21 protein-coding genes are annotated in these 23886 nt (G+C 65.5%); 13 read left to right on the top strand and 8 right to left on the bottom strand.

Annotated elements, in window-relative coordinates:
* Window positions 1–3: 3 nt before the first annotated feature.
* From L0U84_RS10475 to L0U84_RS10500, 7 genes are all read left to right on the top strand, one after another.
* Window positions 4–435, top strand: coding sequence for an antirestriction protein (locus L0U84_RS10475; RefSeq protein ID WP_233849704.1), 432 nt, complete (start codon window positions 4–6; stop codon window positions 433–435).
* A gap of 220 nt (window positions 436–655) precedes the next feature.
* A complete protein-coding gene (locus tag L0U84_RS10480) occupies window positions 656–1174 on the top strand; it encodes a DUF1643 domain-containing protein (protein WP_233849705.1) in 519 nt (172 codons plus the stop codon).
* Between the two features lie 52 nt (window positions 1175–1226).
* Window positions 1227–2207 (top strand): pyocin activator PrtN family protein, encoded by a 981-nt coding sequence (locus tag L0U84_RS44005; protein ID WP_326491168.1) that lies wholly within the window; start codon window positions 1227–1229, stop codon window positions 2205–2207.
* The gene (locus tag L0U84_RS44215; protein WP_442793991.1) at window positions 2204–2533 is read left to right on the top strand and encodes a helix-turn-helix domain-containing protein; all 330 of its coding nucleotides are present in this window, start codon (window positions 2204–2206) and stop codon (window positions 2531–2533) included. Before L0U84_RS44005 ends, L0U84_RS44215 begins: the two co-directional genes overlap by 4 nt.
* Window positions 2449–3459, top strand: a complete 1011-nt coding sequence (locus L0U84_RS10490) for a tyrosine-type recombinase/integrase (RefSeq protein ID WP_442794032.1) — start codon at window positions 2449–2451, stop codon at window positions 3457–3459. The genes L0U84_RS44215 and L0U84_RS10490 overlap by 85 nt, the downstream gene beginning before the upstream one ends.
* Before the next feature lie 111 nt (window positions 3460–3570).
* Window positions 3571–4638: a CAF17-like 4Fe-4S cluster assembly/insertion protein YgfZ gene (gene ygfZ / locus L0U84_RS10495; RefSeq protein ID WP_233849708.1), complete on the top strand. Its 1068-nt coding sequence runs from the start codon at window positions 3571–3573 to the stop codon at window positions 4636–4638.
* Between the two features lie 146 nt (window positions 4639–4784).
* Window positions 4785–5651: an NRDE family protein gene (locus L0U84_RS10500; RefSeq protein WP_233849710.1), complete on the top strand. Its 867-nt coding sequence runs from the start codon at window positions 4785–4787 to the stop codon at window positions 5649–5651.
* A 65-nt stretch (window positions 5652–5716) separates the two neighbouring features.
* Here L0U84_RS10500 and L0U84_RS10505 read toward each other — a convergent pair whose 3' ends face one another.
* The 4 genes from L0U84_RS10505 to L0U84_RS10520 all read right to left on the bottom strand — a co-directional run bounded on the left by L0U84_RS10505 (window position 5717) and on the right by L0U84_RS10520 (window position 9266).
* Complete coding sequence (locus tag L0U84_RS10505) at window positions 5717–6676, bottom strand: alpha/beta hydrolase (protein WP_233849712.1); 960 nt, start codon at window positions 6674–6676, stop codon at window positions 5717–5719.
* A 94-nt stretch (window positions 6677–6770) separates the two neighbouring features.
* Complete coding sequence (locus L0U84_RS10510; RefSeq protein WP_233849714.1) at window positions 6771–7652, bottom strand: SDR family oxidoreductase; 882 nt, start codon at window positions 7650–7652, stop codon at window positions 6771–6773.
* 52 nt (window positions 7653–7704) lie between these two features.
* Window positions 7705–8703 (bottom strand): NADP-dependent oxidoreductase, encoded by a 999-nt coding sequence (locus L0U84_RS10515; RefSeq protein ID WP_233849716.1) that lies wholly within the window; start codon window positions 8701–8703, stop codon window positions 7705–7707.
* A gap of 83 nt (window positions 8704–8786) precedes the next feature.
* Complete coding sequence (locus L0U84_RS10520) at window positions 8787–9266, bottom strand: PaaI family thioesterase (protein WP_233849718.1); 480 nt, start codon at window positions 9264–9266, stop codon at window positions 8787–8789.
* A 247-nt stretch (window positions 9267–9513) separates the two neighbouring features.
* On the opposite strand from L0U84_RS10520, the gene L0U84_RS10525 reads away from it, so the two are divergent.
* Window positions 9514–10038 carry an LEA type 2 family protein gene (locus tag L0U84_RS10525; protein ID WP_233849720.1) on the top strand — a complete coding sequence of 175 codons (525 nt, stop codon included), beginning with the start codon at window positions 9514–9516 and terminating at the stop codon, window positions 10036–10038.
* Window positions 10039–10133: 95 nt separating this feature from the next.
* Here the strand turns inward: L0U84_RS10525 and L0U84_RS10530 are convergent, their stop codons facing one another.
* The 3 genes from L0U84_RS10530 to L0U84_RS10540 all read right to left on the bottom strand — a co-directional run bounded on the left by L0U84_RS10530 (window position 10134) and on the right by L0U84_RS10540 (window position 15390).
* Complete coding sequence (locus tag L0U84_RS10530) at window positions 10134–11312, bottom strand: acetyl-CoA C-acyltransferase (protein ID WP_233849722.1); 1179 nt, start codon at window positions 11310–11312, stop codon at window positions 10134–10136.
* A gap of 147 nt (window positions 11313–11459) precedes the next feature.
* On the bottom strand, window positions 11460–13550 hold the full coding sequence (locus tag L0U84_RS10535; RefSeq protein WP_233849724.1) for a 3-hydroxyacyl-CoA dehydrogenase NAD-binding domain-containing protein: 2091 nt from the start codon (window positions 13548–13550) through the stop codon (window positions 11460–11462).
* A 169-nt stretch (window positions 13551–13719) separates the two neighbouring features.
* Window positions 13720–15390 (bottom strand): 3-(methylthio)propionyl-CoA ligase, encoded by a 1671-nt coding sequence (locus tag L0U84_RS10540; protein ID WP_233849726.1) that lies wholly within the window; start codon window positions 15388–15390, stop codon window positions 13720–13722.
* A gap of 210 nt (window positions 15391–15600) precedes the next feature.
* On the opposite strand from L0U84_RS10540, the gene L0U84_RS10545 reads away from it, so the two are divergent.
* The 5 genes from L0U84_RS10545 to L0U84_RS10565 all read left to right on the top strand — a co-directional run bounded on the left by L0U84_RS10545 (window position 15601) and on the right by L0U84_RS10565 (window position 19465).
* Complete coding sequence (locus tag L0U84_RS10545; protein WP_233849728.1) at window positions 15601–17157, top strand: protein adenylyltransferase SelO; 1557 nt, start codon at window positions 15601–15603, stop codon at window positions 17155–17157.
* A 73-nt stretch (window positions 17158–17230) separates the two neighbouring features.
* Window positions 17231–17653 (top strand): peptide-methionine (R)-S-oxide reductase MsrB, encoded by a 423-nt coding sequence (gene msrB, locus L0U84_RS10550; RefSeq protein WP_233849730.1) that lies wholly within the window; start codon window positions 17231–17233, stop codon window positions 17651–17653.
* A gap of 178 nt (window positions 17654–17831) precedes the next feature.
* Window positions 17832–18362 carry a septation protein A gene (locus tag L0U84_RS10555; RefSeq protein ID WP_085481354.1) on the top strand — a complete coding sequence of 177 codons (531 nt, stop codon included), beginning with the start codon at window positions 17832–17834 and terminating at the stop codon, window positions 18360–18362.
* Between the two features lies 1 nt (window position 18363).
* On the top strand, window positions 18364–18675 hold the full coding sequence (locus L0U84_RS10560) for a BolA family protein (protein ID WP_233849732.1): 312 nt from the start codon (window positions 18364–18366) through the stop codon (window positions 18673–18675).
* Between the two features lie 10 nt (window positions 18676–18685).
* The gene (locus L0U84_RS10565) at window positions 18686–19465 is read left to right on the top strand and encodes a peptidylprolyl isomerase (RefSeq protein ID WP_233849733.1); all 780 of its coding nucleotides are present in this window, start codon (window positions 18686–18688) and stop codon (window positions 19463–19465) included.
* Between the two features lie 176 nt (window positions 19466–19641).
* Here L0U84_RS10565 and purL read toward each other — a convergent pair whose 3' ends face one another.
* A complete protein-coding gene (gene purL / locus L0U84_RS10570) occupies window positions 19642–23724 on the bottom strand; it encodes a phosphoribosylformylglycinamidine synthase (protein WP_233849734.1) in 4083 nt (1360 codons plus the stop codon).
* Between the last annotated feature and the right edge of the window lie 162 nt (window positions 23725–23886).

The raw sequence follows: 23886 nt of genomic DNA on the forward strand, positions 1-23886 counted from the left end.
ATCATGCAACCTGACTCTGAAGTCCTGACCTCGAGCGCCGTCGTCAAAGCCGCGCGTGTCCCTGAATCAAAGCGTATGAACACGCTGCCACGGTATTTCGGGCGGCGGTTGATGACGGGTGAGGCACTGGTCTACCAGTCGCTGCAATCCATTTGCGAGGTCTATTCAGGCGGCTTCTGGGACTTCTTCGAACTGTCGAACGGAGGTTTCTACATGACTCCCCGCCTGGAGGGGCCACTGCGCATCCAGTGTGCAGGCAACGGCTTCGATGGCGAGATGTCATGCGAAGCCGCCGGCATCGTGGCCTGTCTGATGGCATTCAATGCCCTTGCCTGGCAGACCCGCGAGGCGCACTTTGGTGAGCTGTTCTACCAGTTGCGCGACTTCGCTGCACTGCACGCGGAGGCGGCATCGATATTCGCCGCCATCGATTGACGCATTGACCTTTGGCTATTTGCTCCAGTAGCTATTGAATAGGCGCCCCTTACTGGGGCGCCGAACCAACAAATTCAAGGAGAGGCCCACGAAGCTTGCGGGAGGCAAGACTACGATGAGGGCAACGATAGTCCACAACGTCACACAAGCGGCAACGGCGATGGTCGAACCACGCAGCGACGGACTCGGAAGTGAAAAAGGAGGTGGCAGGATGAAATGCATGACCGACACAGACCGCACAGTCGAACGCGGCGCGCATCTGAGCGACTGCGGCACGTATCGGTACCGTCTCTGGCGCGAGTGGGACAAGTCACGTCCGACATTAGTGTTCCTGATGCTGAACCCGTCGACCGCAGATCACCGCGTCGATGACCCAACTGTAACGCGGTGCTTCGCACGCGCAGTTGCGAACAACTTCGGTCGCCTTGAAGTTGCCAACCTGTTCCCGCTACGTGCGACCAATCCTGACGAGCTCCTCACGCATACAGACCCGCTTGGCCCTCGCAATGCGGCCAACGGTGCGATCCTTGATATGGTCGATCGTGCGTCGATGGTCATCTGCGCTTGGGGCTCGCACAAAGCCGTGTCGACCCGTGCGCCTGACGTACTGCACCTCCTTCGCATCACCCGCATGTACGGGAAGCTGTTCCATCTCGGCCTGAACCTGGACGGTAGCCCCAAGCACCCGCTCTATATGGCCGTCAGCACCCGGCCCAGCCCCTTCGAATTCAAAGCCTGACCGAGACAGCAGCGCGAGTCATCAATGTGACCCGCAACATATGAGGTGTCAGATGAATATGGTTTTTCTATTGATGGCTCTACACGACTCGGCGACAGTTGCTCGGATCGATGTTGCCTGCCGGGACTATTTCGCGCCGCTGACCTTGCCGACGCTGGTCCGCAAAATTTTGGCCGGTGAGATCGAACCTCCGCTCGTTCGCATGGAAACATCGCGGAAAGGTTGCAAGGACGTCCACATCAAGGATCTGGTTAAGTACGTTGACACTCGGCGCTCGGGTACCGTGACGAAATGTCAGCAACTATGCGGGACCGGATACATGCAAATTGGCGGCACCGTTGGCTTGCACTTCTGCGGTGGCGCGCACGTAGCGAAAGCGGTACATCACTGCTACATGCCTTGTACTGAATGGTCCCGTGGCTTATTGCCCGATTTTAGCGACACGGAGATTGGCGATCTGTTCACTTGCGGAGACCGTTATCCTGCCTCTGAGATTCGTGGCAGCGTCATAGCAGAATGTGAGGGGCATCGCGCATATCACTGCAGGGGACAGCGGGCGGTTGCAGAGTACTCCTCCTGCGGCCGGCCAAACGATCGGCTTTGGATGCGCAAGAGCATCGCACCGACGCGTGACGAAAGCCTGATTTTCGTTGACTGGCGCTACGCAGCTGATGGTGCCAAGGTGCCGGGCGCTCCGCACTTTCGCCCTGAATTCAGCGATGCGATGGCTTTCGCGCATCTGGCGCGCACGTCCGTTCCATTGATCCACATCTCGCGCTGGGCTTCGCACACCACGCTCGATGTCACCGACGTGCGGGTCGAGCGACTTCGTGACATCAGCGAGGCGGATGCGCGGGCTGAAGGCATCACGACCCAGGACGGTGACATGAACTGCTGCTGTGTGGGCGCGTACCGGCCGCCAAGCATCCACGCGTTCGCGGAGGTGTGGGAGAGTCTCAATGTCATGCGCGGGCATGGCTGGGACGTCACCCACCGGGTGCGGCTGGTTGAATTCAAAAGGAGTTCACTATGACGGCCAGCGAGCGAGCTCTCAGTCTGAAGGAAGCCGCCGAACTGCTCGGCGTCTCTTACTCGACCGTGTATGCGCACAAGAAGGAAATGGGATTTTTCCAGATTGGTTCTCAGTGGCGTGTCTGGCCCGAGAAGCTGAGATTCGCCACGGAGTACAATTCGACCCGACCGGCGCGGACGGAACGAAGGAGCAAAAAATGTCAATCCGAAGGCGCAACGGCTCGGACATCTGGCACATCGACATCCGCACGCCAGGCGGCGACCGAGTTAGACAATCTACTGGTACGACCAACCGGAAGGAGGCTCAGGAGTATCACGACAAACTGAAGCATGACCTGTGGCGTGTCGGCAGGATGGGCGAGCGCCCGGCCCACACGTGGGATGAAGCAGCCGTCAGGTTATTGAAGGAAAGCGCCCATCTCGCGGATCACGGAAACCGCGTCATCCACATCCGGCATTTCAGGCAGTTTTTCTCCGGTCGGCCGTTGGCATCGATCACGAGGGACGATGTCTACAAGGCATTGCCAGAGTGGGATCAGCGAAGGAAAGAACGCCACCCGCTCGGCCGCGCGACCAAGAACAAATATCTCGCGACGATGCGGATCTTGTTCAGGCTCGCAGCCGACAAGTGGGAATGGATCGACCGGGCGCCGCACCTGGAGGATCTGAAGGTCGCGAACCGGCGTGTGCGATGGATCACGCGAACGGAAGCGCAGCGGCTGCTTTCGGTCATGCGGTCAGACTGGATGCGTGATGTGGCAACTCTCGGTTTTGCCACTGGACTGCGCCGCGCCAACCTGCTCGGGCTCGAGTGGTCACAGGTGGACCTGGTGAATCGGCGGGCATGGATACACCCGGATCAAGCGAAGGCGAGAAAGCCAATCGGTGTACCCCTGAACGATGATGCAGTCGCTGCAATCCGGCGCTGGATCGGTAAACATGAAACTTACGTATTTGTCAGGTGCGGAAAGCCGATTCCGACAAATAGTTGGTGTAGCGCGCAATGGGACCGCCAATGCGCCCGGGCTGGGATCGAGAATTTCCGGTTCCACGACGTGCGCCACACCTGGGCGAGCTGGCACGTTCAGGCTGGAACGCCGCTGAACAGGCTGATGGAACTGGGGGGCTGGGCGAAGTATGAGCACGTCCTGCGGTATGCCCACCTTGCGCCCGACCATCTGGCAGAGCACGCCAACAGGGTCACAATCTGGGCACAGCCGGATCGTGACAGGCCGCAGATCCTTGCCGCATAAGCCTCGGCAGAGGCCTTATTCAAGTAGGGTCATGCGAAACGTGACAGGGTTGGACTGAATATAATAACTGTTTGCCTTAGCCAAAGTCAGAATTGACTGTTCCCGGAATCCATGAACACACCGCTCGTGAACGCCCCAGGTAACGCTTCCGGTCTCGCTCCCGCCGTGGCGGCGCCCGCCGCCCTGCCCATCCTGCCTCGCCCGTCGGCCGAAGAATTCGCCGCCGTGCTCGAGCATGGCGCGTACATGCCGCTGCCGCAGTTCGGCGTGATCGACACGACCGGCGACGACGCGGCGAGCTTCCTGCACGCCCAGTTGACCAACGACGTCCAGCATCTCGACGCCGCGAACGCGCGCCTAGCCGGCTACTGCTCGGCCAAGGGCCGGCTGCTCGCATCGTTCCTCAGCTGGCGCAGCGGCGACACGATCCGCCTGCTGGTATCGAAAGACGTGCAGGCCGCGGTGCAAAAACGTCTGTCGATGTTCGTGCTGCGCGCGAAGGCGAAGCTCGTGGACACGAGCGGCGAACTCGCGGTGGTCGGCCTCGCGGGCGACGTGCGCGGGGCGCTGTCCGGCGTGTTCGACGCGCTGCCCGACGGCGTGCACGTGCAGGTCGACGGCACGGCGGGCACGCTGATCCGCGTGCCGGACGCGTTGGAGCGGCTGCGCTATCTGTGGATCGGGCCGAAGGCGCAGGTCCAGGCGCTGCTGCCGTCACTCGACGGCAAGTTGAAGCGCGTGTCGCCGGCGGTGTGGGACTGGCTCGACATCCGCGCGGGCGAAGCGCGCATCACACAGCCGGTCGTCGAGCAGTTCGTGCCGCAAATGGTCAACTTCGACGTGCTCGGCGCGGTCAATTTCCGCAAGGGCTGCTATCCGGGCCAGGAAGTGGTCGCGCGCAGCCAGTATCGCGGCACGATCAAGCGGCGCACGTCGCTCGCCAACGTCGCCGGCGAGCTGGACGCGGTCCGCCCCGGCACCGAGCTGTTCCACTCGGACGACCCGGGCCAGCCGTGCGGCATGATCGTCAACGCGGCATCGGCACAAGGCGGCGGCGTCGATCTGCTGGTCGAGATCAAGCTCACGGCGCTCGACACCGGCAGCGTGCATCTCGGCGCGGCCGACGGCCCCGCGCTGCGATTCCTGACGCTGCCCTATGGGTTGCCGGCCGAGGTCTGATAGTCCGACATGACAAAAAGCGGCGCAATCGGGCGCCGTTTTTTATTGGCTGCTTTATTCTCGGCTGATTTTTGCCGCTCTCTTTAGCTGCCTGCCTTTGCTGCATCAGCCGGCCGCCCCATGCTCTGAACGGGAGATGCTCCCCGATGTGCCTGATCGTTTTCGACTGGCGACCCGATGCGCTCGATGGTCCGCTGTTCACGCTCGCCGCCAATCGCGACGAGTTCTTCCGCCGCACGGCCGAGCCGCTCGGCTGGTGGCGCGACGCGCCGGCCGTGCTGGCAGGCCGTGACCTCGTGGGCGGCGGCACGTGGCTCGGGCTCTCGCGCGACGGCCGCTTCGCCGCGCTGACCAACTACCGCGCGCCCGGCGAAATGCGCGCCGATGCGCCGACCCGCGGCACGCTCGTCAGCGACTGGCTCACGAGCGCCGCGCGCGACGCCGACGGCCATCCGCACGAAACACCGCTTGCGTATCTGCAGCACGTCGCGCAAACCGGCGACATCTACAACGGCTTCAATCTGCTGGTCGGCGACTGGACCCGTCGCGAACTCGCGTGGTACTGCAATCGCGGCGCCGTCGATACAAACAGTGGCCCCGCGCTGCTCGCGCCGGGCACGCACGGCATCTCGAACGCGGTGCTCGACACCGCCTGGCCAAAGCTGGTCAGAAAGCGCGGCGAGCTCGGCACGCTGCTCGCACGCGACGCGATGCCGCCGCTCGAACGCCTGATCGATCTGATGCGCGATCCGCGGCTCGCGCGCGACGACGAACTCCCGTCGACCGGCATTCCGCTCGAACGTGAACGCGTGCTGTCGGCGGCGTTCATCGAATCGCCCGAATACGGCACGCGCAGCACCACCGCGCTGCGCGTTGCCGCCCATGGCGACGTGATCGGCGTCGCGGTCGCCGAGCGCAGCGACGACAACGGCTCGCACCGGATCGTGCGGCCCGGCGATTACGAGCGCAGCTTCGCGTTCAATGTCGAGCGCGACCGGATCAGCGTCGCGTGATCGTTTGATCACCGCATCGCCGGCGCATTCGCCGCCGGCCGCTCGCCGCTTCGCGTCGACCGCCCTCACCCGATGCCAAACGCCGCGCGCAATGCCGCCGCGGCATCCGCATGCGCCCGCGCAACTTCGGGCACGAAGCCGCCCATCTTGAAGAATTCGTGGATCATGCCGGCGTAGCGTTCGAGCGTGACCGGATTGCCGAGCGCGCGCAGTTTCTGCGCATACGCATCGCCCTCGTCGCTGAGCGGATCGTATTCGGCGGTCGCGACCCACGCGGGCGCGACGCCGCGAAAATCGGGCGCGCCGCGCTCGCCGTCGAGCGGCGCGAAACGCCAGTCGTCGCGATCGCCGGGCTCACGCAGGTACTGTTCGAAGAACCACTGGATCGTGTCGCCCGACAGCAGGAAGCCGTCGGCGAGGCGCGAGTGCGAGTCGGTCTGCTGATGGCCGGTCGTGCCCGGATAGATCAGCAATTGCAGCGCGAGCGCGATGCCGGCGTCGCGCGCGAGCACCGCGCAGACTGTCGCGAGCGTGCCGCCCGCGCTATCGCCGCCCACCGCGAGCCGGGTGCCGTCGATGCCGAATTCGGCCGCGTGCGCGTGCAGCCAGCTGAGCGCGTCGAACGCATCGTCGACCGCGGTCGGAAACCTGTGTTCGGGCGCGAGCCGGTAGTCGACCGACAGCACCGCGCAGCGGCCGTCGCGCGCGAACATCCGGCACAGCGCATCGTGCGTATCGACGCTGCCGACCGTGAAGCCGCCGCCGTGGTAGTACACGAACGCCGGCAGCGGCTCGGCCCAGTTCGGCTCGACCGGGAAGCACAGGCGCGCACGGATCGTCGCGCCGTCGCGCGTCGGCACGCGCAGGTCTTCGACGGAGAACATCGGCGCGCTTGGGATCTCGAGGATCGGCGCGCTTTTCTCGTACGACGCGCGCGCCGCTTGCGCGCTCATCTGGTGATACTGCGGGCGTTTGGCCCGCGCGATCATGTCGAGCACCTGCTCGATGGTGGGATTCAGCGGCATGGTTTCGGTAACGTGGTGCGCTTCGCGCATCGGGTGGCACGGAGTGCGCCGAAGGTTGGACGGGTGCCGGCGTACCGATCAACTAGCCTGGCCGCTACTGCGCGTCCTTCACCTCGGGCTTCAGCGACATCGGATCGGACGGCTCGCGCAACTGCTCGATATCCTCGTGGCGCAGCTTCACGGTCGCCATGATGCCCGGATGCGTGATGATATAGAAACGCCGCGCGGCGATTGCCTCGAACGCGATGTCGGCGACATCGTCGGCGCTGAGCTTGCCCGACTGCACCGCGCGCTGCAACTGCTTTCCGGCCGCGATCTGCGAGCGCGTCGGCCGGCTCGCGTTGCGCAACTCGTCGGGACGCGCGCGCTCGGCGTCGGCGATGCCGGTCGGCACGAACGCGGGACACAGCAGCGAACAGCCGACTTCGCCGGCCGTGCCGGCCTGCGCGAGCTTCAGGTCGTGATACAGCGTCTCGGTCAGCGCCACCACCGCATGCTTCGACGCGTTGTAGATGCCCATCGCCGGCGGCGCCAGCAGCCCCGCCACCGACGCCGTGTTGACGATATGCGCGGGCTCGTTCTGCGCAAGCATGATCGGCGCGAACACGCGCACGCCGTGCGCGACGCCCATCACGTTGACGCCGAACACCCACGACCAGTCGTTGGCCGAGCTTTCCCACAGGAAGCCGCCGGTGCCGACGCCCGCGTTGTTGAACAGCACGTGCACACGGCCGTACGCGGCGAGCGCCGCCTGCGCGAGCGCCTCGACCTGCTCCGCATTCGAGACGTCGGTCGGCACACCAATTGCATCAGCGCCGGCTTCGCGCAATCCGTCGACGGTTTGCGCGAGCTGGCCGGCGTTGACATCGGCGAGCACGAGCTTCATGCCTAGCGCCGCGCCCTTGTGCGCGAACGCGCGGCCGAAGCCGCTGCCCGCGCCGGTGATCACCGCCACCTTGCCTGCGAATTCGAACATCCTGTGACTCCCTGGTTGAGTGGCGGCTTGCCGTTGCATGACGACGTCGTGCTCAGATCAGCTTGACCAGTTGCTTGCCGAAGTTGCGGCCCTTCAGCAAGCCGATGAACGCATCGGGCGCGGCCTCGATCCCTTGCGCGATCGACTCGCGATAATGCAGCTTCTTCTGCGCGACGAGCGTGCCGAGTTGCTTGAGCGCCTCGGGCCACACGTCCATATGTTCGCTGACGATGAAGCCCTGCACGAGCAGCCGCTGCGTGAGCATCAGCGACGGATTCTTCAGCGGAAGCGGCTGGCCGTCATAGCCCGCGATGAAGCCGCACAGCGCGATGCGCCCGAATGCGTTCATGCGCGCGAGCGTCGCGTCGAGGCCCTCGCCGCCGACGTTCTCGAAGCAGCCGTCGACACCGTCGGGCGTCACGGCCTTCAGGTCCTTGTACAGATTGCCGGCCTTGTAGTCGACGCAGGCGTCGAAGCCGAGCGTCTCGACCACGTAGCGGCACTTGTCCGCGCCGCCCGCGATGCCGATCGCACGCGCGCCCGCCGCCTTCGCGAGCTGGCCGACCACGCTGCCCACCGCGCCGCTCGCCGCGCTGACGACCACCGTCTCGCCCGCCTTCGGCGCGATGATGCGGTTCAGCCCGTACCACGCGGTGACGCCCGGCATGCCGACCGGGCCGAGATACGCCGACAGCGGCACGTGCGTGTCGTCGACCTTCTGCATGCCCGCGCCGTTCGAGGTGCCGTACTCCTGCCAGCCGAACATCGCGACGACCTTGTCGCCGACCGCGAACTTCGGATTGCGGGTCTCGACGACCTCGCCGACCGTGCCGCCGATCATCACCTCGTTCAGCGGCTGCGGCGCCGCGTACGACTTGCTGTCGTTCATGCGTCCGCGCATGTACGGATCGAGCGACAGGTAATGATTGCGCACTCGTACTTCGCCGTCGGCGAGCGGCGCGAGCGGCGTTTCGACGAGCTTGAAGTTATCGGGCGTGGCTTCGCCTTGCGGGCGCGAAACCAGCAGCAACTGGCGGTTGATCTGGGCCATGACGTCGTCTCCTTGGGTTGTTCGGCGTACCTGCATCCGGGCGGATCCAGGTTTGATGTGCAATGGTTGGCTGCGACGGGTGTTCAGTCGCTCGGACCGGGCTTCGCCGCCGGGTCGCTGCGCAGACGCTGCCGCGTGACGTCGCGACCCACCGCGAGGCGGCGCATGTACTTGAAGGTACCGAGCGCTTTCGCGACGAAGTGGCCTTCGCTGTCGCGGATCTCGCCTTCGCAATAGGCCATCGTGGTCGATCGATGCAGTACGCGGCCGGTCGCGCGCAACTCGCCGCGGCCCGGCTGCATGAAGTTGACCTTCATCTCGACGGTGACGACGCCGACGCCGGCGAGACTGCGCGCGGCCATCGCGAGCGCGACGTCGGCGAGCGTCATCGTGACGCCGCCGTGCGCGACGTCCCAGGTGTTCATATGTTCATGCTGCAAAGGCAGCACGACTTCGCTGACGCCGTCGGCGGCGCACAGCAGTTGTGCGCCGAGACGGTCGACGAAGGGGCTTTCCGGCAACGAAGGGTTGCCTGGGGTGGCGCAAGGGGTTGGGTCGGTCATGGCGGTAGTCGGCGTGCGTGCGAAGTGCGTGCGAAGTGCGTATTGATGCGGCTCGTGCGTTGTGCATCCTGCCGGTGCCCGGCTCAGGTCCGGGCGCGCAGGCGCAGTCCATCGAAGCGATGCATTTTATCTCCGACCCGCGTGCGGGCGCGTTCAATCTGCCACCACCGCCAGGTTCGCCCGCTAGAATGCAGAACGAAGCCCGCCCGTTTTTGCCTTATTCCCACCTTCTTGCGAGGTACCGGCCATGTCCTCGTTTGCGTCGTTCCGCCTTGCGCTACTGTTCGCTCGCCGCTCGGCCCTGTCGCGGCTGTTCCTGCTCACGTTCTGCGGCGTGCTCGCCGCGTCGACGCTCGACGGTTGCGCGGGCTTCGGCAGCGATGCGCTGCGCGTCAGCGTCGCCGGCATCGAGCCGCTGGCCGGCGAAGGCCTCGAGATGCGCTTCAATCTGAAGCTGCGCGTGCAGAACCCGAACAACAGCGACGTGAGCTTCAACGGTGTCTCGCTCGATCTCGAACTGAACGGCAAGCCGTTCGCTAGCGGTGTCAGCGACCAGAGCGGCACCGTGCCGCGCTTCGGCGAAACCGTCGTCAGCGTGCCGTTGACCGTGCCCGCGTTCGCCGCGGTTCGCCAGGCGCTCGGGCTGATGGGCACCGCGCAGTCAGGGCAAGTCCCGTACCGGCTGCAAGGCAAGCTGGCGGCCGGCCTGACCGGCACGACACGCTTTACCGATCAGGGCACGTTGACGCTGCCGGGCATGGCGTCGCAGTAAGCACGAGCGCGGCGGACAAAAACAGGCGCCGCCGGTCCGCCGTTGCCACTCACGAACCCGCGGCGCCCGCTATTTCACGCGCGTTCGGACCCGCGTCAGGCGATCTCGAAAAGACCCGCCGCGCCCTGCCCGCCGCCGATGCACATCGTCACGACGACGAACTTCACGCCGCGCCGCTTGCCTTCGATCAACGCATGGCCGACGAGCCGCGCACCCGACACGCCATACGGATGGCCCACCGCGATCGCGCCGCCGTTCACGTTCAGACGGTCGTGCGGAATGCCGAGCTTGTCGGCGCAATAGAGCACTTGAACCGCGAACGCCTCGTTCAGCTCCCACAGGCCGATGTCCTCGACCTTCAAGCCGGCCTTCTTCAACAGCTTCGGCACCGCGAACACCGGGCCGATGCCCATTTCGTCGGGCTCACAGCCGGCCACCGCGAAGCCGCGGAAGATGCCGAGCGGTTGCAGCCCTTCGCGTTCGGCCAGCGTCGCGTTCATCACGACGCTAGCCGATGCGCCGTCCGAGAACTGGCTCGCATTGCCCGCGGTGATCACGCCGCCCGGCAGCGCGGTGCGAATCTTCGACACGCCTTCGAGCGTCGTGTCGGCGCGAATGCCTTCGTCGCCGCTGACGGTCACTTCCTTCGTATAGAGACGGCCGGTGGCCTTGTCGGCGACGCCGGCGAGCACCGTCAACGGCACGATCTCGTCCTTGAACCTGCCGGCAACGAGCGCGGCCGCCGCGCGCTGCTGCGAGCGCGCACCGTATTCGTCCTGACGTTCCTTCGAGATCGAGTAGCGCTTCGCGACGTTCTCCGCGGTCTGCAGCATCGACCAGTAGATCTCCGGCTTGTGCTCGGTGAGCCAGCCGTCGGTCATCATGTGGCGGTTCATCTCGTTCTGCACGCACGAGATCGACTCGACGCCACCGGCGACGTACACGTCACCCTCACCGGCGATCACGCGTTGCGACGCGAGCGCGATCGTCTGCAATCCCGACGAACAGAAACGGTTCACGGTCATGCCCGGCACACTGACCGGCAGGCCCGCGCGCAACGCGATCTGCCGCGCGATATTGCCGCCGGTCGCGCCTTCCGGATTCGCGCAACCCATGATCACGTCTTCGACGCGCGCCGGGTCGAGCTTCGCGCGCTCGACCGCGGCCTGCGTCACGTGGCCGCCGAGCGTCGCGCCGTGCGTCATGTTGAAGCCGCCGCGCCACGATTTGGCGAGACCCGTGCGGGCGGTGGATACGATTACGGCGTCAGTCATGCGTGTCTCCAAATGCAATGTCGAGAGCGGCGCGCCGGCTCATTGCCGCGCGCTCAAAAGCGCGTCACCGCGCCGCCTCAGTCGTTTGATGCGAGCGGTGCGAGGACAACCCGCACCGCTCAGTCCGTGCGCTGAACCCAGCCGTGCTCAGCCGTTGAAGCCGCGGCCCTCGGCGGCCAGCTTCGCGATGCCCGGCGCGAGCTTCCACGCGTCGCCGTTGGGCCGCGCCGCATAACGGCGAATCGCACGCTCGACGTTGTAGAGCCCGACCGTGTCCGCGTACAGCATCGGGCCGCCGCGATGGAGCGGGAAGCCATAGCCGGTCAGATAGACCATGTCGATATCCGACGCCTTCGACGCGATGCCTTCCTCGAGAATCTTCGCGCCTTCGTTGACGAGCGCGAACACCAGACGTTCGACGATTTCCTCGTCGCTGATCTTGCGGCGCTCGGAGTTGGTTTCCTTCGAGTACTCGCCGATCATTTCGTTGACGACGCCCGACGGATACGCGGTGCGATCGCCCGCCTTGTAGTCGTACCAGCCGCCGCCGGTCTTCTGACCGAAGCGGCCCATCTCGCACAGACGGTCGGCGATCTTCGAGTAGTGCATGTCCGGGTGTTCGAGATAGCGACGCTTGCGGATCGCCCAGCCGATGTCGTTGCCGGCGAGGTCGCTCATGCGGAACGGGCCCATCGCGAAGCCGAACTTCTCGATCGCTTTGTCGACCTGCGCGGGCAAAGCGCCTTCTTCGAGCATGAAGAGCGCCTGGCGGACGTACTGCTCGATCATGCGGTTGCCGATGAAACCGTCGCATACGCCCGAGACCACCGCAGTCTTTTTGATCTTCTTCGCGAGCTTCATCACGGTGGCGAGCACGTCTTTCGCGGTCTCCTTGCCACGCACGACTTCGAGCAGCTTCATCACGTTGGCCGGGCTGAAGAAGTGCATGCCGACCACATCCTGCGGACGCTTCGTGAACGCGGCGATCTTGTCGACGTCGAGCGTCGACGTGTTCGACGCGAGGATCGCACCGGGCTTCGCGACTTCATCGAGCCGGCGGAACACCTGCTCCTTCACGCCGAGCTCTTCGAACACGGCCTCGACGATCATGTCGGCGTGCTTCAGGTCGTCGTAGGACAGCGTCGAGCTCAGCAGCGCGAGGCGTTGTTCCATCACCTCGGGCTTCAACTTGCCTTTCTTGACGGTCGCCTCGTAGTTCTTGCGGATCGTCGCGAGACCGCGCTCGAGCGCTTCCTGCTTCGTTTCCAGCAGCGTGACCGGAATGCCGGCGTTGAGGAAATTCATCGCGATGCCGCCGCCCATCGTGCCGGCGCCGATCACGGCTACCTGATTGATCTCGCGCACGGGCGTATCGGACGGTACGTCGGGAATCTTGCTCGCCGCGCGCTCGCCGAAGAACGCGTGACGCAGCGCGCGGCTCTCCGGCGTCTGCACGAGCGCGATGAAGCATTCGCGTTCGAAGGCGAGGCCCTTGTCGAAGCCGTCCTTCACACCGGCTTCGACCGCGTCGATGCATTTATGCGGCGCCGGATAGTCCTTCGCGATGGCCGCGACGCTATTGCGCGCGAACTGGATGAAACCGGCCGCGTTCGGATGTTCGATCTTGCGCTCGCGCACCTTGGGATGCGCGCCTGTTTGCGCGCCGACCTTGCGCGCGAATGCGAGCGCGGCTTCGGCCAGTTCGGCGGGGTTCGCGACGAGCTGGTCGAACAGCCCCGAGTCGGCGAGCTTTTCGGAAAGCACCGGCGCGCCCGACACGATCATGTTCAGCGACGCTTCGAGACCGATGGCGCGCGGCAGACGCTGCGTGCCACCCGCGCCCGGCAGGATGCCGAGCTTCACCTCGGGCAGCGCGATCTGCGCGCCGGCCGCGGCGACGCGGTAATGCGCGCCGAGCGCCAGCTCGAGGCCGCCGCCCATCGCGACGCTGTGGATCGCCGCGACGACCGGCTTCGCGCTGCCTTCGACCGCCTTGATGACGGTCGCGAGCGTCGGCTCCTGGGTCGCCTTCGGCGTATTGAATTCGGTGATGTCGGCGCCGCCCGAGAAGGCCTTGCCTGCGCCTGTCAGCACGATGGCCTTGATGGCCGGATCGTTCTGCGCGCGCTCGAGCCCTTCGACGATGCCCGCTCGCGTCGACAGCCCGAGCCCGTTGACGGGCGGATTGTTCAGCGTGAGGACGGCCACGCCGTCATGAGTTGTGTAGTCCACTGCCATCTGCGTGCCTCCGTGCGATCCATGCATTGAGGCGGCGCATGATGCGCCGCCTGTCCGGTCCGTCGAGCCTGCTTATTGTCAGGCTTTTTCAAACGACGGTTCCGGGGTTAGCAGGCAGAATACACTTAAAAAGCACGAACGTTCAATTTATTATCGAGCAGGGTTTGCCCTAGGCCTCGGGTGTCAGCGGACAGTTGCGGCTGTCTTCGAGCGCGGACGGCAACACGTGGTCGCGGAACTGGTCGCGCAGCTTCAGCTTCTGCAGCTTGCCGGTCGCCGTGTGCGGCAGTTCGTCGACGAACACGACGTCGTCGGGAATCCACCACTTCGCGACCTTGCCCTCGTAGAACGCGAGCAGTTCTTCGCGCGTGACGTCGAGCCCCGCGCGTTTGACGACGACGAGCAACGGCCGCTCGGTCCATTTCGGATGCGCGCACGCTATGCACGCGGCCTCCGCGACCGCCGGATGAGCGATCGCGACGTTCTCGACGTCGATCGAACTGATCCATTCGCCGCCCGACTTGATCACGTCTTTCGAGCGATCGGTGATGTGCAGGAAGCTGTCGGGGTCGATCGTCGCGACGTCGCCGGTTGGGAACCAGCCATCGACGAGCGGCGACTCTTCCTTGCGGAAATACCGGTCGATGACCCACGGTCCGCGCACGTGCAATTCGCCGAACGCGACGCCATCCCACGGCAGTTCGCGGCCATCGTCGCCGACGATCTTCATGTCGACGCCGAAGATCACATGGCCCTGCTTTTCGAGCAGCTTGCGCTGATCGGCAAGCGGCCGCTGACTCTGCTCCCAGTTCAGCTTCGACAGCGTGCCGAGCGGCGACATCTCTGTCATGCCCCATGCATGAATCACCTGCAGGCCGTAGTCGTCCTCGAGGATGCGCAGCATCGCGGGCGGACAGGCGGAGCCGCCGATCACCGTGCGTTCGAGCGACGAAAACTTCGCGCCCGTCTCGCGCAGATGGTTCAGCAGTCCGAGCCACACGGTCGGCACGCCCGCCGAGCACGTGACGCGTTCGCTCTCCATCAACTCGTAAAGCGACTTGCCGTCGAGGTCCTTGCCGGGGAACACCAGCTTCGCGCCGGTCAGCGGCGCCGCATGCGCGAGGCCCCATGCGTTGACATGAAACATCGGCACGACGGGCAGCGCCGAGTCGCGCGCCGACAGGCTCATCGCGTCGGGCAACGCCGCGCCGAACGCGTGCAGCACCGTCGAGCGATGCGTATAGAGCGCGCCCTTCGGATTGCCGGTCGTGCCCGACGTGTAGCAGAGATACGACGCCTGGCGCTCGTCGAGCGCGGGCCAGTCGAAGCGGCCGTCCTGCCCGTCCATCAACGTTTCGTAGCAGAGCACCGAGGTCTGCATCGGCGGCCGATGCGCTTCGTCGCACAGCGCGATCCAGCCGCGCACGCGCGGGCACTGCGGCGCGAGCGTGTCGATGAGCGCGGCGAACGTCGTGTCGAACAGCACGTATGCATCGTCGGCGTGATTGACGATGTAGGCGATCTGGTCGGGGAAAAGCCGCGGGTTGATCGTGTGACACACTGCGCCGAAGCCGGTGGTGCCGTAATACGCTTCGAGATGCCGGTAGCCGTTCCACGCCAGCGTCGCGACCCGTTCGCCCGGTTCGACGCCGAGCGCGATCAGCGCCTGTGCGAGCTGTTTCGCACGCTTTTCGCAATCGCGGTAGGTATAGCGATGCAGGTCGCCTTCGATGCGCCGCGACACGATCTCGGTGCTGCCGAAATGCCGCGCGGCATGCGCGAGCAGCGATGACACGGTGAGCGGCACGTCCATCATCTGGCCCAGCAGCGGCGTCGTCATAAGGCGGGGTCTCCTCGGCTTGTTAGTATCGTTGGGTTGCGGTCGGGTTGGCCAGAAACGTGGTCGTGAAACGGGTCACGCGCCGAACAGCGCGAGGCGGAAGATCGTGGCGGCGTCGAACGCAGCAGCATGGTCCGAACGATGAAGGCGGCCGCCCTGCAGCGCCGCGGGCGCGGACTTACAATATCGGCTAATCCAGAGGCGCTCAACATGTCGTTTTCCCCAAGCTTTGCAGGGCTATCCGCAGCTTTGACGGATCTTTCCAACACACTCGCCACTCCCCCAGCCAACGCGTTCGCGCGGCTCGGCGGCACGTTCTTTACGCGCCTGCCTGCCGCGCCGCTCGATGCGCCCTACCTCGTCGGCTTCTCGGCCGAGACCGCCGCGCGGCTCGGACTGCCCGAGGGCATCGAGCGCGATCCGGGCTTTATCGAGCTGTTCTGCGGCAACGCGACGCGCGACTGGCCGGCCGACTCTCTGCCCTATGCGTCGGTGTACTCGGGGCATCAGTTCGGCGTGTGGGCCGGCCAGCTCGGCGACGGGCGCGCGCTCACCGTTGGCGAGCTCGAACACGACGGCGAGCGCAACGAGCTGCAGCTCAAAGGCGCGGGCCGCACGCCCTACTCGCGCATGGGCGACGGCCGCGCGGTGCTGCGCTCGTCGATCCGCGAATATCTGTGCTCGGAGGCGATGCATCATCTCGGCATTCCGACCACCCGCGCGCTGTGCGTGATCGGCTCGGACCAGCCGGTGCGGCGCGAGACGATCGAAACCGCCGCGGTGGTCACGCGCGTCGCGCCGAGCTTCGTGCGCTTCGGCCACTTCGAGCACTTCTACGCGAACGATCGCGTCGACGCGTTGCGGGCATTGGCCGATCACGTGATCGAGCGTTTCTATCCGCATTGCAAGGAGGCCGACGATCCGTATCTGGCGCTGCTCGCCGAAGCGGTGCGCTCCACCGCGGATCTGATGGTCGACTGGCAGGCGGTCGGTTTCTGTCACGGCGTGATGAATACCGACAACATGTCGATCCTGGGCCTGACGATCGACTACGGCCCGTTCGGCTTCATGGATGGCTTCGATGCCGGCCACATCTGCAATCACTCCGATACGCAGGGCCGTTATGCCTACCGGCTGCAACCGCAGATTGGGTACTGGAATCTCTTCTGCCTCGCGCAGGGACTGCTGCCGCTGCTCGGCGAGAAGCACGACGAGAGCGTGCGCGCCGACAAGGCGGTCGAAGATGCGCAGCACGTGCTCGCCGGCTTCAAGGAACGCTTCGCGCCGGCGCTCGAAAACCGCATGCGCGCGAAGCTCGGCCTCGAACAGCCGCGCGACGGCGACGACGCGTTGGTGAACCGGCTGTTCGAAGCGATGCACGCGAACCGCGCCGATTTCACGCTGACCTTCCGAAACCTCGCGCGCCTGTCGAAACACGATGCGAGCGGCGACGCGCCGGTGCGCGATCTGTTCCTCGATCGCGCCGCCTTCGACGCATGGGCGAACGACTATCGCGCGCGGCTCGCCGACGAGTCACGCGACGATGCTGCGCGCGCCATTGCAATGAACCGCGTGAACCCCAAATTCGTACTTCGCAACCATCTGGCGGAAACGGCGATCCAACGCGCGAAAGAGAAGGATTTCTCCGAGGTGGAACGGCTCGCGGCCGTGCTGCGTCGCCCGTTCGACGAGCAGCCCGAATCCGCGGCATATGCGGGCCTGCCACCCGACTGGGCAAGCTCGCTGGAAGTGAGCTGTTCGTCGTGACGCGCGAGCGCCGCTGAAGCGCCCGACCGCCCCCCATAAAACACTGAGACAAACCCGAGACAGGAACCCGACCATGAGCAACCCCGACGATCTCAAGCATGACGCTCCCGCCGTGCAGAAAACCGACGCCGAGTGGCGCGCGCAGCTGTCCGATATCGAATATCAGGTGACGCGCCACGCGGCGACCGAGCGCCCGTTCACGGGGCGCTATAGCGATCACTGGGAACGCGGCGTCTACGACTGCGTGTGCTGCGGCACGCCGCTGTTCGAATCGGACACCAAGTTCGACGCCGGCTGCGGCTGGCCGAGCTACTTCCGGCCGATCAACGGCGAGGTGATCGCCGAGAAGACCGACCGCTCGCACGGCATGCTGCGCATCGAGGTGCAGTGCAAGAACTGCGGCGCGCATCTGGGCCACGTGTTCGAGGACGGACCGGCGCCGACCGGCCTGCGTTACTGCATCAATTCGGCTGCGTTACAATTCGAGCCCAAGTAACGCGGCGCGGCAGCGGCCCGGCCCGCGTCGGGCGCCGCGGCGCGAACCGCGCGCGGGGCGCCCTCCCCATGCGGAAGTCCCGCTCGCCAGCGGGCACCGCGCAGCTTGCACGCCAGGCGGGCGAGCTTCAATGTTCGACTCACCGTTCGACTCACTCTCCGACTTTCCCGACCAGATAATGAAATTCCTGTTCGATCTGTTCCCGATCATCCTGTTCTTCGTCGCCTTCAAGATCTGGGGCATTTTCACGGCGACGGCAGTGGCGATCGTCGCCACGCTGGTGCAGATCGCGTGGGTGGCGTTCCGCCACCGCAAGGTCGACCCGATGCTGTGGGTGAGCCTGGGCGTCGTCGTGGTATTCGGCGGCGCGACGCTCGTGTTGCACAACGATACCTTCATCAAATGGAAGCCGACCGTGCTGTACTGGGCATTTTCGGTCGCGCTGATCGTGTCGCAACTCGGCTTCAACAAGAACCTGATCGAAGCGATGATGGGCAAGCAGATCACGCTGCCGCACGCGATCTGGGGCAAGCTGAACCTGATCTGGGCGGTGTTTTTCGTGCTGCTCGGGCTTCTGAACCTGTTCGTCGCTTATCACTACACGACCGATCAGTGGGTCAATTTCAAGCTGTTCGGCGCGACCGGGTGCCTGCTCGTGTTCATCGTCGGACAGAGCCTGTGGCTGTCGAAGTACATGAAGGAGGAATGACATGAGCGAGCCGTTCATGCACGCCACCACCGCCGAGCGTGCGGGGCTGATCGAGGCGCGCCTCGCGGCCGCGCTCGCACCCGTCGAGTCGATCCGCATCACCGACGACAGCGCGCAGCACGCGGGCCATGCAGGTGCCTCCGCTGGCGGTCATTTCAGTGTCACGATCGTGGCCGTCGCGTTTGCCGGCAAGCCCCGCGTGGCGCGGCATCGCATGGTGTATGATGCGCTGGCCGATGCCATGCAGCGCGGCATTCATGCCCTTGCCATCACGGCGTATACGCCCGAAGAATTTGCTTTGTTGCCCCGCTAGGAACCTTTCGATGACCTTGAAGAAAACCCGCCTCTGGGTATTGCTGGCTGCGTTCGCAGCCGCACCTGCATTCGCACAGAACATCGCCGTCGTGAACGGTACGCCGATTCCGAAGTCGCGCGCCGATGCGTTGATCCAGCAACTGGTTCACCAGGGCCAGCAGGACACGCCGCAGCTGCAGCAGGCCGTGCGCGAAGAGCTCGTGAATCGCGAAATCCTGATGCAGGAAGCTATCCGTCGCGGTCTGCCGAACCAGCCGGACGTCAAGGCGCAAATCGCCGTCGCACAGCAAACCGTGGTGCTGCGCGCGCTAATCGAAGACTTCGTGAAGAACAACCAGCCGACCGACGCCGAAATCAACGCGCGCTACAACGCGCTCGTCAAGGATGCGGGCGGCAAGGAATATCACCTGCACCATATCCTCGTCGACAACGAGCAGCAGGCGAAGGACCTGATCGCGAAGATCAAGGCTGGCGCAAGCTTCGAAGATCTCGCGAAGCAGTACTCGAAGGACCCGGGATCGGGCAAGAACGGCGGCGACCTCGACTGGTCGGACCCGAAGGCCTACGTGCCTGAATTCGCTGACGCGGCCTCGCATCTGCAGAAAGGCCAGATGACCGATACGCCGGTGCATACGCAATTCGGCTGGCACATCATCCGTGTCGACGACATCCGCGCCGTCACGCCGCCGCCGCTCGAGCAGGTGCGCGCGCAGATCGTCCAGCAGATCCAGCAGGAAAAGCTGCAGGCGTTCGAAGAGAATCTGCGCAAGAACGCGAAGATTCAGTAAGCGTCAACGGGCGGATCGTCTTCGGATAGTCCGCCTCGCACTGAAGAACGCCTGAATGCAAAAAGCCGCCCGTGTGGGCGGCTTTTTTGTTGCCGCGAGGATTGCTCCGCGGCAGCGGGAACTGACACCGCGACGAAACAGAGGCCGCCGCACGCAGGCGACAGCCCCTCGCCTCATCAACCGAGCCAGCGGCGCGCGTTCTGGAACACGCGCATCCAGGGGCTCGCGTCCGTGCCGATCTCGCCCCAGCCTTGCGGATGCCAGCTCATCTGCACCGCGCGATGCACGCGCTCCGTATGCGGCATCAGCACCGTGAAGCGGCCGTCGGCCGTCGTGACCGACGTGATGCCTGCGGGGGAACCGTTCGGGTTGAACGGATACTGCTCGGTCGCCTGACCACGGTGATCGACGTAGCGCATCGCCACCGCCACCTTCGATTTGTCACCCTGCTGCGAGAAGTCCGCAAAGCCTTCGCCGTGCGCGACCGCGACCGGAATGCGCGAGCCTTCCATGCCGGTGAAGAAGATCGACGGCGATGCCTGCACCTCGACGAGCGAGAAGCGCGCCTCGAACTTCTCCGACTTGTTGCGCGTGAACTTCGGCCATGCTTCGGCGCCGGGGATCATCGACGCGAGGCTGCTCATCATCTGGCAGCCGTTGCAGATGCCGAGCGCGAACGTGTCTTCACGGCCGAAGAACGCGGCGAACATGTCGGCCAGTTGCGCGTTGAAGCGGATCGTCTTCGCCCAGCCCTCGCCGGCACCCAGCGTGTCACCGTACGAGAAGCCGCCGCAGGCGACCGCACCCGCGAAATCGGCGAGGTTCGCGCGACCCTCGAGCAGGTCGCTCATGTGCACGTCGTGCGCGTCGAAGCCGGCGCGATCGAATGCGTAGGCCGTCTCCAGATGCGAGTTCACGCCCTGCTCGCGCAGGATCGCGACGCGCGGACGCGCGCCCTTGCCGACAAAAGGCGCGGCGATGTCGTCAGCCGGATCGAAGCTCAGCACCGGCGTGATGCCGGGGTCTGCGGCGTCGAGCAGCGCGTCGTATTCGGCGTCGGCGCAGGCGGGGTTGTCGCGCAGACGCGCGATGCGCCAGCTCACCTCGCTCCACGTGCGATGCAGCTCGGCACGCGGCGCTTCGTACACCTTTTTCGCGTCGCGATAGATCTCGATCGTGTCGCGCTCATTGGCCTTGCCGATTACGTGCGAGCACGCCGACAGACCGTGCTCGCGCAGCGCGGCGAGCACCGCGTCGCGATCGGCCGCGCGCACCTGCACGACGGCGCCTAGCTCTTCGTTGAAGAGCGCGCGCAGCGTGCGGTCTTCGCGGCGGCCGCTGGTCTGCTTCGCCCAGTCCTTCGCGTCGCCGTAATCGGATTCGTGGTGTGCGTCGAGCACGAGCATGTCGACGTTCAGCGACACACCCGCGTGACCCGCGAACGCCATTTCGCAGACCGTCGCCCACAGGCCGCCGTCCGAGCGGTCGTGGTACGCGAGCAGCTTGCCGTCGCTGTTGAGCGCCTGGATCGCGTTGAAGAAACGCTTCAGATCTTCCGGATCGTCGACGTCCGGCACCGTGTCGCCGACCTGCTGCGTGACCTGCGCGAGAATGCTGCCGCCCAGACGGTGCTTGCCGCGGCCGAGGTCGATCGCGATCAGCACCGACTCGCCGACTTCGCTCACGCGCTGCAGTTGCGGTGTCAGATGACGGCGCACGTCTTCGACCGGCGCGAATGCGGAGATGATCAGCGACACCGGCGCGACCACTTCCTTTGCGACGCCGTTCTCTTCCCAGCGCGTGCGCATCGACAGCGAATCCTTGCCGACCGGAATACCGATACCGAGCGCCGGGCACAGTTCCATGCCGATCGCCTTGACGGTGTCGTAGAGCGCCGCGTCTTCGCCCGGCGCGCCGCAAGCGGCCATCCAGTTGGCCGACAGCTTCAGCTTGTCGAGCGACGCGATCGGCGCCGCGGCGATATTGGTAATCGCCTCGCCGACCGCCATGCGGCCCGAGGCCGGCGCGTTGATGACGGCGAGCGGCGTGCGCTCGGACATCGTCATCGCTTCGCCGCTGAAGCCCGCGTAATCCATCGTCGTGATCGCGACGTCGGCCACCGGCACCTGCCACGGACCGACCATCTGGTCGCGCGCGGTCGTGCCGCCGACCGAGCGGTCGCCGATCGTGATCAGGAACGACTTGCTCGCGACCGTCGGGTGACGCAGCACGCGCTGCGCGACGTCCTCCAGCGCGAGGCCGGTCACGTCGACCGGTTCGAGCTTGCGCTCGACGCGTTTGACGTCCCGGTGCATGCGCGGCGCCTTGCCGAGCAGCACTTCCATCGGCATGTCGACCGGCTGGTGCGCGGCTTCGTTCTGCTCGGAGTCGATCAGCTTCAGTTGACGTTCGGCGGTGGCCGTGCCGATCACCGCGAACGGGCAGCGCTCGCGCTTGCACATCGCCTCGAACACCGGCAGATCGGCCGGCGCGATCGCGAGCACGTAGCGCTCCTGCGCTTCGTTCGACCAGATTTCGCGCGGCGACAGGCCGCTTTCTTCAAGCTGGATCTTGCGCAGGTCGAACAGTGCGCCCTTGCCCGCGCCGTCCACCACTTCGGGGAACGCGTTCGACAGACCGCCCGCGCCGACGTCGTGAATGCTGAGGATCGGGTTCTTCTCGCCGAGTTGCCAGCACGCGTTGATCACTTCCTGCGCGCGACGCTCGATTTCCGGGTTGCCGCGCTGCACCGAGTCGAAGTCGAGTTCGGCGGTGTTGGTGCCGGTCGCCATCGAGCTCGCGGCGCCGCCGCCCATGCCGATGCGCATGCCTGGGCCGCCGATCTGGATCAGCAGCGAGCCTTCCGGCAGATCGTGCTTGTGCGTGTGCTGATCGGAGATATTGCCGATGCCGCCCGCGATCATGATCGGCTTGTGATAGCCGCGCACGAGGCCAGCGACGTTCTGCTCGTAAGCACGGAAGTAGCCGCCCAGGTTCGGCCGGCCGAATTCGTTGTTGAACGCGGCGCCGCCGAGCGGGCCGTCGATCATGATCTGCAGCGGCGACGCGATGCGGTCCGGACGGCCGTACGCGCCGTGCTGGTCGGCCGGATTGCGCTGCGCGAGCGGCTGCGCCGTGTCGCGCGCGTTTTCCCACGTCTCGACGCCGTCCGGCAGTTCGAGGTTCGACACCGTGAAGCCCGCGAGACCCGCCTTCGGACGCGCGCCGCGGCCGGTCGCGCCTTCGTCGCGGATTTCGCCGCCCGCGCCGGTCGCGGCGCCCGGGAACGGCGAGATCGCGGTCGGGTGGTTGTGGGTCTCGACCTTCATCAGCGTGTGCGTGAGCTCGACGCCGCGGCGATAGTGTTCGGGCAATTCGTTGGCGCCGAGCTCGGCCGGCGTGCGCGGGAACCAGCGCTCGGCCATGCCGCCGACCATGATCGCCGAGTTGTCCGAATACGCGACGATCGTGCCCTGCGGGTTCAGCTTCTCGGTATTGCGGATCATGTTGAACAGCGAAATGTCCTGCTTCTCGCCGTCGATCGTCCAGTCCGCGTTGAAGATCTTGTGGCGGCAGTGCTCGCTGTTCGCCTGCGCGAACATCATCAGCTCGACGTCGGTCGGATTGCGGCCGAGCTTCGTGAACGCGTCGACCAGGTAGTCGATCTCGTCGTCGGCGAGCGCGAGGCCGAGTTCCGTGTTGGCGGCTTCGAGCGCGGCGCGGCCGCTCGCGAGCACGTCGACGGTTTGCAGCGGCTTGGCCGGCAGTTCATCGAACAGATGCAACGCATGGTCGCGCGACGGCGCGACGCTCTCGGTCATGCGGTCGTGCAGTGCGGCGGCGACGGCCGCGCGCGCTTCGTCGGACAGCGTCTTCTTGCCGCCGAGCAGGCCGCTCTTCAGCGTGACCGAGTACTCGACGCCGCGCTCGATGCGGCGCACCTGCGTGAGACCGCAATGATGCGCGATGTCGGTTGCCTTGCTGGCCCACGGCGACACGGTGCCGAAGCGCGGCACGACGAGGAAGGTCTCGACCGCGCCACGTTCCTTGCCTTCTTCGAACGGATCGCCGTAGTGCATCAGCGCCTCGATCTTCGCGCTGTCTTCAGCGGACAGTTCGGTCTGGGCATTGACGAAGTGCAGATACTGCCCGCGCACGCCGGTGATGTTCGGGTCGATGCGCGTGAGCGTGTCGAGCAGGCGGGTTTGACGGAAATCGGAAAGGGCCGAAGCGCCGGGGAAACACGAGAAGTGGGCCATGGGACTTGACGTTGCGTCGCTGATCGATGCCGGAGAGCCGCGCATGCAGGCGACGTGAGGCGGAAAGGAAGTCCGAGATTATACCCCGGGAACGGGCTTCCAGCGGGCTCCGGGGTGCGCGGGCGGCGGCCTGCTCCCGCCCGCGCGAGGCGTCGCCGCGGT

The organism is Paraburkholderia sp. HD33-4 (assembly GCF_021390635.1).
Lineage (GTDB): Bacteria > Pseudomonadota > Gammaproteobacteria > Burkholderiales > Burkholderiaceae > Paraburkholderia.